Source organism: Thiocystis violacea, from assembly GCF_016583575.1.
Classification (GTDB): domain Bacteria; phylum Pseudomonadota; class Gammaproteobacteria; order Chromatiales; family Chromatiaceae; genus Thiocystis; species Thiocystis violacea.
Genome location: NZ_NRRG01000035.1, coordinates 22,218 through 35,336 on the forward strand (window position 1 = coordinate 22,218; position 13,119 = coordinate 35,336).

Here is a 13,119-nt window from a genome sequence, read left to right on the forward strand (position 1 = left end):
TCGATCGGGCAAGCCTATTCTTCTCGGCAAGAGGCGTGAGACGAGACTGGCGTCATGGGATGCGGCCCGTGCGCCCGCTCTGGCCAATGGCCAATGGCTGACTCCCTCGATCATCCTCAAGATTCCCGCAATCGGATTTCCATGGTTTCCAGCTCCCGCAGCGCCGAGCTGAAGTCATATTCGTCGATGGCTCGCGTCATTCGTTCCAGGGCGTCGGAGAGCGATATGACGGATAGGTGCGGCGCCAGTTCCTCGATCAGGTCGGCGGCTTCGGTGTCGGAATCCTCAAGCAAGGCGCGCAGGCGTTCCAGGCCCGGTTCCACGATGGAGCGGTCGATTGGGCTGGCCTCGGAGGTGATCGCCGGGGGCTGGTCCAGCACCGCTAGCCCCTGGATGACCGGCTCCAGTGCCGCGACCACCTGGGCCAGCCGGGCGTCGATCACCTCGGATCCCAGACGCGCGTCGCACGCCGATTCGAGGGCTTGCGCGGCTTCCTGAACCCCTTTCGCGCCGATGTTTCCGGCCACGCCCTTGAGTGTGTGGGCGCAACGGGTCGCGCCCTCGGGATCCGTCTCCCGGAGCGCCAGCGCGAACCGCGCGGCGAAATCCCGCTGGTTGTCGCGGAACTTGACGAGCAGTTTGCGATAGAGCCTGGGATTGTTCTGGGTGATCGCAAAACCCGCCGCGGTATCGATGCCGGGCAGATCCGGGATTTCCAGTGGGCTGGGCGCGAGGCCCGCCTCCATCGCCTCGGGCGGCTCGTCGGGCGGGTACGCGGGCTGGATCCATTTCGCCATGGTGGTGAACATCTCGCGCACGTCGATGGGCTTGCCGATGTGGTCGTTCATGCCCGCGGCCAGCGCCTTCTCGCGGTCTCCGGCCATGACGTTGGCGGTCATGGCGATCACCGGCAGGGTTTTGCAAGACGCGCGCTCGCGGATCGCGCGGGTGGCCTCGTAGCCATCCATCACCGGCATCTGGCAGTCCATCAGGACGCCGTCGAAGTGGCCCCCGTCGAGTTTTTCCAGGGCCTCCCGGCCATGGCTCGCGACCTCGACCCTCAGTCCGTTGCCGGTCAATAGCTCCAGGGCCAGTTCCAGGTTGATGTCGTTGTCCTCCACCAGCAGCACCCTGGCCCCGCGCAGCTTGGCGATGGCCTCCGACGCCTCTTCCTGGCGTCCGGTGGCGCGGGTTCTGGACGCGGTCTCGCGTCCGATGGCGAGCATGATGGTGTCGAGCAGGGTCGAGGGCGTCACCGGCTTGGTGAGGAAACCGGCCAGCGCCAGTCCATCGGCGGCCTGCCGTGCCTCTTCGCGCCCGTAGGCGGTGACCATGATGACCATGGGTACATGGGTGATGCGGCGATGGCCGCGCATGGCGCGGATGGTGTCGACGCCGTCCATGCCCGGCATCCGCCAATCGACGAGCACCAGGTCGAAGGGCTCCTCTCCGTCGGCTTGCTCCAGCAGGGCGATCGCCCGTTCTCCGGTTTCGGCCGAGTCGACCCGGAAGCCAAAGGCCGTCAGCATCGCGGCCAGGATGTCGCGCGAGGTGGCGTTGTCGTCCACGACGAGCACGCGCAGGGGAAGCAACTCCTGGGCCTTGACGCTGGGTCGCGCGATCTCCTCTTGTGGCTTGCCGAGCCGCGCGGTGAAGGTGAAGGTGCTCCCCTGCCCCAATGCGCTCTCGACGCCGATCTCGCCACCCATCATCTCGATGAGTTTCTTGGAGATCGCGAGTCCGAGACCCGTGCCGCCGTATTTACGGGTGGTGGACATGTCCGCCTGGCTGAACGACTGGAACAGCCGCGCCTGCTGTGGCGGCGAGATGCCGATGCCGCTGTCGCGCACCGCGAAGCGTAACTCCAGCTCGCTCCCGGACATCTCGCGCGCGCCGACGGAGACGACGATCTCACCGCCCGGCTCGGTGAACTTCACCGCGTTGTTGCCGAGGTTGACGAGAATCTGCCCCAGCCTCAGGGGGTCGCCGATGAGCGCCATCGGTACCTCCGGGTCGACATCGAACATCAGCTCGACGCCCTTCTCCTCCGCCTTCAGCCCGACCAGGTTGGCGAGGTTGTCCATCACGTCCTCAAGGCGGAATCCGGTCGTCTCCATCTCGAGCCGGCCGGCCTCGATCTTGGAGAAGTCGAGGATGTCGTTGATGATCCCGAGCAGGGCCTCGGCCGAGCGGTGGACCTTCTCGATGTAGTTGTGCTGCCGGTGGTCCAGCTCGGTCTGCAAGGCCAGGTAGGACATGCCGATGATGGCGTTCATCGGGGTACGGATCTCGTGCGACATGTTGGCGAGGAAATCCGACTTGGCGCGGGTCGCCTCCTCGGCGGTGTCGCGGGCCTGCTCCAGGGCTTGCTGAAGCTGTTTGAGGGTGTCGATGTCGGCGCGCACGCCCGCCACCCGGCTGGGCTGCCCCTGTTCGTCGCGCTCGATGACCTGGCCGGCGTCGAGCAGCCACTTCCAGTCGCCGTCGGCGCAGGGGACGCGGTATTCGGCGCGATAGACCTCGGTTTCTCCCGCCAGGTGCCGCCGCAGATGCTCGGTCGCCTGGTCGACGTCCTCCGGATGGATCCGTTGCCGCAGACCCTCCTGTCCTCCCATCACGCGCGCCCATTTCTCGTCCGACTCGCGGATCTGACCTGGGGCATAGCCGAGCATCGCGGCGAAGTTGGCGTTGGCGAAGACCTCGCCGCGCTGGGGGAAGAAGTCCCAGAGCCCGAGATTGGCGGCGGTCGCGGCGGCCTCCAGCCGCGCCTCGCTTTCACGCACGCGCTCCTCGGCCTGCTTGCGCTCGGTGATGTCGAGCAGCCAGCCGAGGACGCCTTCCTCGCCCTGGTAGCTGAAGGGCATGAAATTGCCGAGCATGTCCCGGATCTGGCGGTCGTGTCCGTACATCCGAACCTCCTGGTTCTCGACCCGCCCCAGCCGCGCGAGACTGGCGACGACGGCCTCGCGCTCGGCGGGATCGACATAGAGGTCGCGCGCCGGCGCGCCGACCGCCAAATCGAACATGTCCAGAAACTTGGGGTTGGCGAAACGAATCATCCCCTGGGTGGAGATGGCGACCCCGATCGGGCTGGCATCGAGCAGGGACTGGAGCTGCGCGCGCTCGCTGGCCAGCATCGTCTCCATCCGTTTGCGATCGCTGATGTCGATCACGGTCCCGGTCAGGTTGATGGGCGCGCCGCCTTCGTCATAGGTCGCCTGACCCTGCTCGTAGACGAAATGCACCCGACCCTCCCGGTCGATGACGCGGTACTCCAGGGTGTAGGGGAGATGCGCCGCGACCGCCGCGCCGATCACCGCCTCGACATGGCCGGTATCCTCCGGGTGGATCAAGCTGGCGAAGGTGCGCGTCCGGTTCTCGATGAAATCGCCGGCGGGATAGCCGGACAGGTGCAGGATCTCGTCGCTGATGAAGAGCATGGTCCAGTGCCGGTCCAGCCGACAGCGGTAGAGGGTGCCTGGAATGGTATCCACCAGGTTACGGAAGTGACGCTCGCGCGCGGCCAGATCCTCCGCCGCCCGCTGGCGCTCGGTGATGTCCTTGAACACCACTACCGCGCCGATCACCTGGCCGGATTTACGCATGGGCACGGTGACATACTCGACCGGGAGCGCGACCCCATCCTTGCGCCACAGCCGATCGTCGTCGATCTGGTGTCGTTCGCCATCACGAATGGAGGCATCCATGGGACAGTCGGCCACCTCGTGGGACGGATCATCCGCGCGCCCGGCGTGAAGGGTGGCGTGCAGGGAAACACCCAGCAACTCGGACACCCGATAACCCAGCATCTCGGCGGCGGCCCGGTTGCAGAAGGTGATCCGCCCGGCGGTATCCAAACCGATGATGCCCTCGCCGGCGGAATCCAGGATCAGCTCGTTGCGCTCCTGGGCGGTCTTGGCGGCGGCCTCCGCGCGGCGCAGCTCGGTACGGTCGAAAGCGACCCCATCGATGCGCAACGGATGGCCGGTCTCGTCGAAGACCGTTCGGCCGCGCGCGGCGATGTCATGCAGGCTTGCGTCGGGCCAGATGACGCGGTACTCGATATCCAGATCCCGTTGGCCCAGCAGCGCCGCTTGCAGTTCGCGCAGGATGCGCTCGCGATCCTCGGGATGCAGCACCTGCCGCCACAGCGCCAAGTCGGGAACGCTGTCCTTGGGGAGTCCCAGCATCTGACTCAGCCGCGCGTCCCAGTGCCAGATTCCATTGGGGATATCGCCGCTCCAGAGGCCGACCCGAGCCGCTTCAAGCGCCAGATTTCGGGCGTTTTCCGATTCGCGCAGGGCCAGTTCCACCTGCTTGGTCTCGGTGAGATCCTGGCTGATGCCAACGAAGTGCGTCACCCGGCCCGCCTCGTCGGTCACCGGAGCGATCGAGACGGAAACCCAGAACAGCTCGCCGTTCTTGCGGCGGTTGCGAAACTCGCCGTGCCACACCTGGCCGGCGAGAATGCTTTGCCAAAGCTCCCGATAGCGCTCCGGCGGGGTCTGATCGCCTTTCAGCAGGCGCGGGGTCTGCCCGATGACCTCGTCGGGCTCGTAGCCGGTGACCTTGGTGAAGGTCGGGTTAACGTGCTCGATGCGGCCATCGGCGTCGGTGATGAGGATGCACAGCGGATTCTGCTCGACCGCCTGGGCGATGCGGCGCAACTCGCTGGTGCGTGCCTCGACCAGCACCTGCAAACGGCCGCGCGTACGCTCGCCCAACCAGACGATGAGTGCCGTCAGACCCAGCGCGAGGAGAGCGATGCCCAGCAGCGAGCCCAGCACCAGCGAGCGCATGGCGTGATAGGGCGCGAGCGCCTCGGCCAGGTCGATTTCGGTGGCCACGCCGATGCCCAGCCGCTCCGACCAGCGCCAGGCCCCCAGGACCGGGACGCCGCGATAGTCGCGATAGCCCTGGGTATCCAGCCCGCCGCGGCCGCTCGACGCCTCGCCGGCCATCCGGGTCAGGGGCCATTGGGCACGTTCGGTTCGGGGGCGGTAACCTTCGAGCAGGTTGCCGCCGGGGTCGCGGGCGCGCCGGCCCAGGAGGGTGGTTTCGCCCCGATAGAGTTCGGGGAAAGGCGCCAGTGCGTCGGCAAAACGCGATGGGGTCAGCAGCCGGGCTTCTTGATCGAAGGCATAGGTCTCGCCGGTCTTGCCGATCCGCGCGATCCGGGTGATATGGCCGAGATCCGCGACTGGATCAAAGCTCAAGGCCAGCACGCCGATCACCCGGCCCTGATCGTCCGGCACCGGGGCGATCAGGAAGATGGCCGCCGTCGGTTCAGCCTGGCCTTCCTTGACCCCGGCGGACGCTATTTCGGGACCGCCCGGTGGGATGAACAGCGTTTCTCCGGCAAAGGCACGATCGATCCAGGCCGAGCGCCGCGTGACAAGGGGATGAATGGCACCGAGATCGGCGTCTTGCCGGGCGGCGATGGTGAGCCGATCCGGGGCGATGAGCAGGAACCCCGTGGCGCTCATCCCTTCCAGATGTCGCCGATAGAGCGCGCGCGCCGTGCCCAGGGCTGGGCTGGCGAGCAAGGCGGCCTGATCGCGCGACAGGGCGGAGAGTTGGCGGGTCGCCAGTGACAGTTCCGGATCCTGGGCGATGTGACGAAGCTGGTGACGCTGACTCTCCAGCCAGATCTCCAGCGAGTGGTCCGCCGACTCGTTGACGGTTCGCAGGGTATCGCCGATCTCCGCGCGCAAGAGTCGCTCCATCTCCCCCAGGCCATGGCGCGCCACCATCAGGACCGCGGCCAGAATGACCGCGACCACGGCGAACGCGACCTGACGAAGATTGCGCCGATCGAACAGCCGGTCTTCCGTGCCTCGCGCCATCCGTCGCAGCAAGACCAGAATCAACCACGACAGGGCCACCGTCGCGATCACCCAGGCCAGCGCCGCCCAGGGAGAGAACATCCGTTCCGGCTCGCTGGCCGCCTCGCCTCCCGTCATGTCCGAAGCCTGGTCGAGCCACCGCTGGCGCAGGTCGTTGAGCTCTTGCGGCCTGACCTGGGCCATCGCCTTGCCGAGGGCCGCATGCAACAGCGGCCAATCATCGCGCACCCCGATACGCATGTTCCCCAGATCGGGATTGCCGATATCGAACTCCCCGGTGACCCGCAGATTGGTCAGGAGATGCTTGCCGATCTGGTAGCGCAGCACCGCATCCTTGCCCAGCGCGGCATCCGCCTTGCCGAAGGCCACCGCCTTGAGCGACGCCAGGGTGTCGGTGACCACCAGGCGTTCGATCCCCGGATAGTCCCGCGCCAGGATCTCTTCCTGAAAAAAGCCGCGGGGGAAGGCGGCGGCGCGGCCGTCCAGCTCGGCCAGGCTCGCGATCGGCGCGTCCCGGCGACTGACGATGACGTTGGGGGTCGTCGCGTAAGGCTCGGTGAACAGCAGAAACCGCTCGCGCTCCGGCGTCTTGACGATGTTGAGCATGAGATCGAGCCGCTTGTCCCGGATCTGGTCCAGGAAGGCGTTCCAGTCGGGGCCGCTCTGGTAATGGATCTCGATGCCCAGCTTGTCCGCCAGGAGGTTCATGTAGTCGATGGAGAAGCCGCGCGGCTCTCCTTGGTCACGAAAGTTGAACGGCGGCCAGTCCTGCTCGTTGTGTGCCCGGATGACGGGATGCTGTTTCAGCCAGGCGCGCTCGTGCGCGGTCAGGTGGATTTCCGGTAGCGGCTCCCGAAGGCTTGAGTCCGGTGGCTGGTCGCCTGGCTCCTCCCCGGCGCTGGCCGCCGCGATTCCGAGACATCCCATCAAGGCGGCGAACACCAAAAGGACTCGCGACAGGGTCCGAACCATCCTTCGCATGATCGACAATCTCCCGAGGCGACTCCAGATCCGCATGCGGTAGTGCTCCAATTCGTAGGATGGGCAGAGCGATAGCGATGCCCATCCTGTACGCTCCGAGGCTCAAGATACAAGGATGGGCAAAGCCCGTGGAAGTAGGCCGAGTCTGGCCGTGAGGCTGGTCGGGCGTGCCATCCTCCACGCGCCGATCATCTCGATTGGGGCACCGCCGCCTCCCGATCATCCTGTCCCATCCTGTCCAATCGAGCGGCCGATCGGCGGGTACGGGGTGTTCTGGAGATCGCCCAGCCGCTCCGGATTCGGTCGCTGGAAGCAGGCGGTTCTCCCGGAGTCGAGCCTTCAGCCACCCAGCACGGCCGCCACGCGCTCCAGCAGCTCGGTCGCGTCGATCGGCTTGGCGACATAGCCGAGCGCGCCGAGCGCCAGACCCCGCGCCCGCTCCGCGTCGTCCTCGCGAGCGGTCACGAAGAGGACCGGGATCGCGGCGGTGAGCGGATCGGACTTGAGTCGACGGCAGGTCTCGTGCCCGTCCATCCCAGGCATCATGACGTCGAGCAGGATCAGATCCGGTCCCGGCGCCTTGGCCGCGATCCGCAGCGCGCTCTCGCCATCGGTGGCCGCCTTGACCTTGCAGGTCTCGCGGAGCATCGACTTGATCAGGTCGATGTTGGCGGGGGTGTCGTCCACGATCAGAATGGTCGGTCTCTGGGGGGCGTCGTTCATTGGTGTTGTCCTCCTCGGCTCAAGCCGCCGGCAAGGTCACGGAGACCCTGGTGCCCCGGTCGTCGGACGTCTCCATCGAGATACTCCCGCCCTGCGTCTCGGCCATCAGCCGCGCCGAATAGGTTCCGATGCCCGTCCCATTTTTCTTGCCGCTGGTGGCATATTTCTCGAAGAAGGTGTCGCGTACCCCCTCGGGCACGCTTCCCTCGTTATGGATGCGCACGACGACCTGGCCGTTTCCGGGTTCGATGTCGATGCCAATCGCCGTGTCGGCGGGCGCGGCCTCGGCGGCGTTGCGAATCAGGTTCGAGAAGATGGCGTGGCACAGCAACTCCTCGCCGCGCGCACTGACGGCTTCGGCTGACGGCTGGCGTATCTCCACGCTCAGCGATCCGAAGGCGGCGCGGGTCTCGGTGATGACCTTGGCGAGCAGGTCGGACAGACCGACCTCGGCCGGCACGAACCGGTAAACGCCCATCTCCATGCGTTGCAGCGCCAGTGAGTGATTGACCATGTCCAGCACGTATCGCGCGGAGTCCTCCATCGCCGTCAGGGATTCCCGCTGCTCGGGTAACAGATTGTCGCTGGAGGCCAGGCCGCGCGCGAGGGCCAGCAGGGCATTGAGGGGATTCTTGATGTCATGGCGCGTCATCCGTTCGATGTCTTCGCGCAACCGGGCATTCTCCAGCGCCAGTGTGCGCTGCTCGCGCAGTTCCTCCTGCTGACGGCTCAATCGCAGATGCGTGCGGATACGCGCCTTGAGAACCGCCGGGTTGGTCGGCTTGGTGACATAGTCGACCGCCCCCAGGTCGAGGCCGCCGATCACGTCTTCCGCATCGGCCTTGGCGGTCAGGAAGATGACCGGGATGTCGCGCGTCAGCGGGTCGTCCTTGAGCTGGCGGCAGACCTCGAGTCCATCCATGTCGGGCATCATGATGTCGAGCAGAATGAGGTGGGGCGGATCGTCGGAACGCGCGATCTCGAGCGCCAGGGCGCCGCTCTTGACCCCTTTGACGCGATAGTCGTCCTTGAGGATCCCCGTGATCAGGCGAATGCTGTCGGCGATGTCGTCGACGGCGAGAATCGTCGGGACCGCGTCGAAAATACCTGGACGGGACGCGCTGGGGCGAGCCGCCGGCGCGACGGGTGTCGGGATGGGTTCGGCCAGGGGCGCCGGCCTGTCCGGCGACGAACGCTCATCGCGCGCGGGCGGGCGCGACCCGAGGCCGTCGACGATCCGCTGGACCTTGCGTTGAAAGGTGCCGAAGGTAAAAGGCTTGACCAGGAAATCCGAAACGCCCGCAGTGATCGCGTTTCGTACCTGGGCGCGATCGCCCTCGGCGGTGATCAGGATGACCGGCACATCCGGATGGCGTTCGGACCCACGGATATGGACCAATAGCTCCAGGCCACCCATCAGCGGCATGTTCCAGTCGGTGAGCACCAGGTCGAAGGGCCAATGCTTCAGTAATTCGACCGCCTCCCGACCGTTCGCCGCCAGCATCGTGTTCTCGATCCCCATGGACCGAAGGTTGTTGCGCACCAGCAGGCGCATGACCCCGATGTCATCGACAACCAGCGCGCGTAACTGTTGATTCGCCTTGTACGAATCCATCGATCACCTCAATCCGTCGCGGGACAGGCCTGTCGCCAGGGCCCCCGCTTTCCAAGGCTCCTGGCTTCCCAGGGAATGGATTCTAGGCGACCCGCGTCTTCCGCGCTGAGCGCTGGTCCAGCTTTTCGGTCATCGGATCGAATCATCCCAGCCGACCTGGCGGCCAAAAACGGGTGCGACTAAACCTGATGCGCACCGGCCATCGCCCGTGGATGGGATTCCTGGAACGTCCGTGCCCTAACGCGAGCGACCGGCCAGAGTTGAAGTCGAGCGATTCGGCCGCTCGGGCTCAGTCGCCGATACTCATCCGCTCGGTCGGCTGGTTATCCTCGGAGGGGCCATGTAGCCATTCAATGGCTCTATCCCCATTGACGGCCGGCGCATCCACCCGGCAGCCGATGACGTTGGAGAGCGAGGGCAGGTCGAACATGGCGCGCTGGAGCAGTCCCTCCATCACGCTGCGCAGACCGCGCGCGCCGGTGCCGCGTTCGATGGATTTGCGGGCGATGGCGCTCAGGGCCTCGGGGGTGAAGGTGAGCGCGACTCCTTCGAAGGCGAAGAGCTGCTGGTACTGACGCACCAGGGCGTTGCGCGGCTCGGTGAGCACGCGCACCAGCGCGGCCTCGTCCAGGTCGTGCAGGCCGACCAGGACCGGGAAGCGTCCGATGAATTCCGGGATGAGTCCGAACTGGCGCAGGTCGTCGGGGTGGGTCTCCTGGTAGAGATGGGGATCGCGTTTGTCGGTCGCCTCGGGCTGGCTGACGACGGCGTGAAAGCCGATCCCGGAGGCGCCCTCGCGCAGCCGCCGCCTGAGCAGTTTCTCCAGTCCCGCGAAGGCCCCGCCGACGACGAATAGAATGTTGCGGGTATCGATCAGCAGGCTTTCGCCGCCTTCCTTGCGGCCCTTGGGATTGAGCTTGACCTGGGTGCCCTCGACCAGCTTGAGCAGCGCCTGTTGCACGCCCTCGCCGGAAACGTCGCGGGTGCCGTGGGCGGTCTCGCCCTGACGGGCCAGCTTGTCGACCTCGTCGATGTAGACCATGCCCCATTCAGCGACCTCGCGGTTACCGTTGGCGGCGTCCAGCAGACGCATGAGGATGCTCTCGACATCCTCGCCGACATAGCCGGCCTGGGTGAGCGTGGTGGCGTCGGCGATGACGAAGGGGACGCCGACGATCCGCGCCAGGGTGCTGGCCAGGAGCGTCTTGCCGGTTCCGGACGGACCCAGCAGCAGGATGTTGGACTTGTCGATCTCGACCCGGTCGTCGTCCTCGAGCGAGCGCCGCGGTTGACTCGCCTCGACGGCGAGCCGCTTGTAATGGTTATGGACGGCGACCGCCAGCGTTTCCTTGGCGGCCTCCTGTCCGATCACGTAGCGGTCCAGATGCTCCTTGATGCGCGCCGGCTTGGGGGGCGATTTCAAGGGTCCGACCAGCGCTCGGGCGCGTCCCCAACTGGTGACGACCTGATGGGCGAGCGAGACGCAGGCCTCGCAGATGTGACCCTCGATCCCGGCGATGAGCGGGGTCTCCGGGGCCTGGGCGGCGCCGCAGAAGGAGCAGTTGTGGACCTTGTCGTTCATGCCATCGATCTCTCCGTGCGGGGTGGGGCCTGTTGGCGCAGCCCGGCGATCCAGGCCCGTTGACCGTCGCGCCGCCGCCGGGCCTCAAGGATGGCGCGGATCCGGGGTCTGGCCTGCTCGAAGGAGATGAAGCGGGGAGGCTCGATCCGCTCGCACAGGAGCAGGTGAAAGCCGATCTCGGATTCGAGCACGCCGCTGACCTCGCCCTCGCCCAGCGCGAACAGGGCGGTATCCAGTTCGGGATAGAGACGTCCGGGCGGCAGGGTGCCGAGGTTTCCCTGTTGCATGGCGGTCGGGCACTCGGAGTGGCGTTCGGCGAAGGCGCCGAACACCTCGGCGCGGCCGTTCAGCTCGGCCGCGACGGCTTCGATCCGGCGGCGCGCCTGTTCGCGGCGGTTTTCCGCGTAGTCGTCGTTGATGGTGATGAGGATGTGGCGCGCCCGGCGCTGTTCCGGGGTCGTGAAGCGATCCCGGTGCAACTCATGGAAGAGGCGTTCGTCGATTTCGGTGACGGGTTCCACGCGCGCGCCGATGCGGGTCATCACGGCGTCGAACAGCAGCTCGCGCCGGAGCGCTTGCCGCAACAGGGTCGCGTCGAGTCCGTTGGCCTTCAGTTCGGTCAGGAAACCCGCTTCGTCCGGATAGCGTCGACGGATCTCGTCCACCGCCTCGTCGATGCGTTGCTCGGGGATCAGCGTGTCACGGGCCTCGGGCGTGGCGAGCACCAGCGTCTCCAGCGCGAAGGTCTGGTCCGCCTGGCGCTCGACCTCGCTCCTCTGTCCCGGATCCAGCGCGCCGAAATCGGCCTGGAAGCGCTCGCTGGCGGCCCGCAGCAGATGGTAGCGATACTCGGCGCGCGGTTCTTGGGGGCAAGGAGAGGGGAGGCTCATGAGGCGGCACCGGCTCCAGGTTGGGCGACCCGATCCAGCTTGGGGAGCGCCTCGCCCTCGGGCGAGGGATCGGCCTCGGTCAAGGCGGTTTCGGGCACCACCAGGGTGTTACGGTCGGGAAAGTGGACGTGATAGGCCGGGCCGCCCGGATGATCGCGCAGAACTCGGATCACCTCGCCGACCTCGCCCGCCTGGACCAGGACACGCCCCTGGATGCCGAGCGGAATCACGGCCGCCACTAGGTCGCGGAACTCGAAACGGCTTGGGATCCAGGGCGCGTCGACCGGTTGAAGCTCCTCGCTCCGGCAACCGACCACCCGGTCGCTGTCCAGGAAGTGCACCGAATAGATGATCTGGTCCTGAAGAAAGGTGCCGACATCGCGCACGAAACCGGTGCTGCCGCGACGAATCAAGAGGGCGCCGGTCGGCTCGCCGGGATAGGTTCCGTCGTTGCGCACATTGCGTAGCACCCGAACCTCGTCGCCATAGTCATACTCGGGGCGCATGGGATACCTGCTCCATCAGGTCGCTGAGCGGGATCGAGACCGACTTGGGCTCGTGCATGTGGAACACCCGGAAGACCTTTTCGGTCGCCGCGTCCGATTGGACGAAGTCCTGGTAGGCGGCGCGCAGCAGGTCGGCATGCAGCGCCCATTTTGCCTGGACCGAATCGGGCATCTCCTCGATCTGCGCGAGGTAGTCATGAAAGCGTTGCAGGATGTGCAGACGATTGACATACACCACGGCGGGTTCGTACTGGATCGCGAAATAGTCGAGGAAGTCCTCGGCGCTGGACAGTTCGCTCAGGTCGAGCTCGAAGTCGTCGTCGTTCATGGTGATCGTCTCTCTTTCAGTGGTCGGTGTTCAGTTGGTGGGATTCGGTCGGTCGCCTGACCCCTTGTCCGCGCTTGTTGGGGTCCGGCTCAACGGCCGAGATACCGAATATTGTCGCCGGCTCCCGCGAGATTCGCCTCCGCGACCGCCGCGCGCGCGATGCCCAGCAGTTCCTTGATGCCGAGCCGGTCGCTGGTGTCGATCTCGGAAAGCTTCTCGAAGCGGGCCAGGGCCTCGGCCGATTCGCCGAGACGCATCAGCAGATAGCCGGAGCCCTTGAGCGCCAGCAGCAGAAACCGGGTCAGCGACATGGACACCAGCGCGGCGCGCCCGAGATCGGCCTCGTGGATGTCGCCCCAATGGGCCGGCATATCCAGGCGCTCGGCCGTGATGCCGATGGCGCGTTCGGCGGTGATCAGGGCTTCGCGATAGCGGTGCCGGTAATAGAAATAGCGATAGAGGGCGACCAGGACCGTCAGGTGCCTGGGCTCCAGGAAATAGGCCTGAAGCAGACTCAACTCGGCGGCGTCCTCGCCATAGCGCCGCGCCGCGTCCATCAGCAGACCCTCGACGTCCGCGCCGATGGGCTCGTCGAAGTACATTTCCTCGCCGGTGAAGTCCAGGAAATCCATGGATCTAGGCCCCGCT

General features: G+C 66.3%; 8 protein-coding genes. All 8 read right to left on the reverse strand.

Going from position 1 to position 13,119, the window contains the following annotated elements:
* Window positions 1-116 precede the first annotated feature (116 nt).
* The 8 genes from CKO27_RS15885 to CKO27_RS15920 all read right to left on the reverse strand — a co-directional run bounded on the left by CKO27_RS15885 (window position 117) and on the right by CKO27_RS15920 (window position 13,103).
* Window positions 117-6,827, reverse strand: a complete 6,711-nt coding sequence (locus CKO27_RS15885) for a PAS domain S-box protein (RefSeq protein ID WP_200375891.1) — start codon at window positions 6,825-6,827, stop codon at window positions 117-119.
* Window positions 6,828-7,166: 339 nt separating this feature from the next.
* On the reverse strand, window positions 7,167-7,550 hold the full coding sequence (locus CKO27_RS15890; RefSeq protein WP_200375892.1) for a response regulator: 384 nt from the start codon (window positions 7,548-7,550) through the stop codon (window positions 7,167-7,169).
* A gap of 19 nt (window positions 7,551-7,569) precedes the next feature.
* Window positions 7,570-9,165, reverse strand: a complete 1,596-nt coding sequence (locus CKO27_RS15895; RefSeq protein ID WP_200375893.1) for a response regulator — start codon at window positions 9,163-9,165, stop codon at window positions 7,570-7,572.
* Window positions 9,166-9,454: 289 nt separating this feature from the next.
* A complete protein-coding gene (clpX, locus tag CKO27_RS15900) occupies window positions 9,455-10,747 on the reverse strand; it encodes an ATP-dependent Clp protease ATP-binding subunit ClpX (RefSeq protein WP_200375894.1) in 1,293 nt (430 codons plus the stop codon).
* Window positions 10,744-11,637, reverse strand: a complete 894-nt coding sequence (gene nifM / locus CKO27_RS15905; protein ID WP_200375895.1) for a nitrogen fixation protein NifM — start codon at window positions 11,635-11,637, stop codon at window positions 10,744-10,746. Before nifM ends, clpX begins: the two co-directional genes overlap by 4 nt.
* Window positions 11,634-12,143 (reverse strand): nitrogen fixation protein NifZ, encoded by a 510-nt coding sequence (locus tag CKO27_RS15910; protein WP_200375896.1) that lies wholly within the window; start codon window positions 12,141-12,143, stop codon window positions 11,634-11,636. Before CKO27_RS15910 ends, nifM begins: the two co-directional genes overlap by 4 nt.
* Window positions 12,127-12,471: a nitrogenase-stabilizing/protective protein NifW gene (gene nifW / locus CKO27_RS15915; RefSeq protein WP_200375897.1), complete on the reverse strand. Its 345-nt coding sequence runs from the start codon at window positions 12,469-12,471 to the stop codon at window positions 12,127-12,129. The genes CKO27_RS15910 and nifW overlap by 17 nt, the downstream gene beginning before the upstream one ends.
* Before the next feature lie 89 nt (window positions 12,472-12,560).
* Window positions 12,561-13,103: a hypothetical protein gene (locus CKO27_RS15920; RefSeq protein WP_200375898.1), complete on the reverse strand. Its 543-nt coding sequence runs from the start codon at window positions 13,101-13,103 to the stop codon at window positions 12,561-12,563.
* Between the last annotated feature and the right edge of the window lie 16 nt (window positions 13,104-13,119).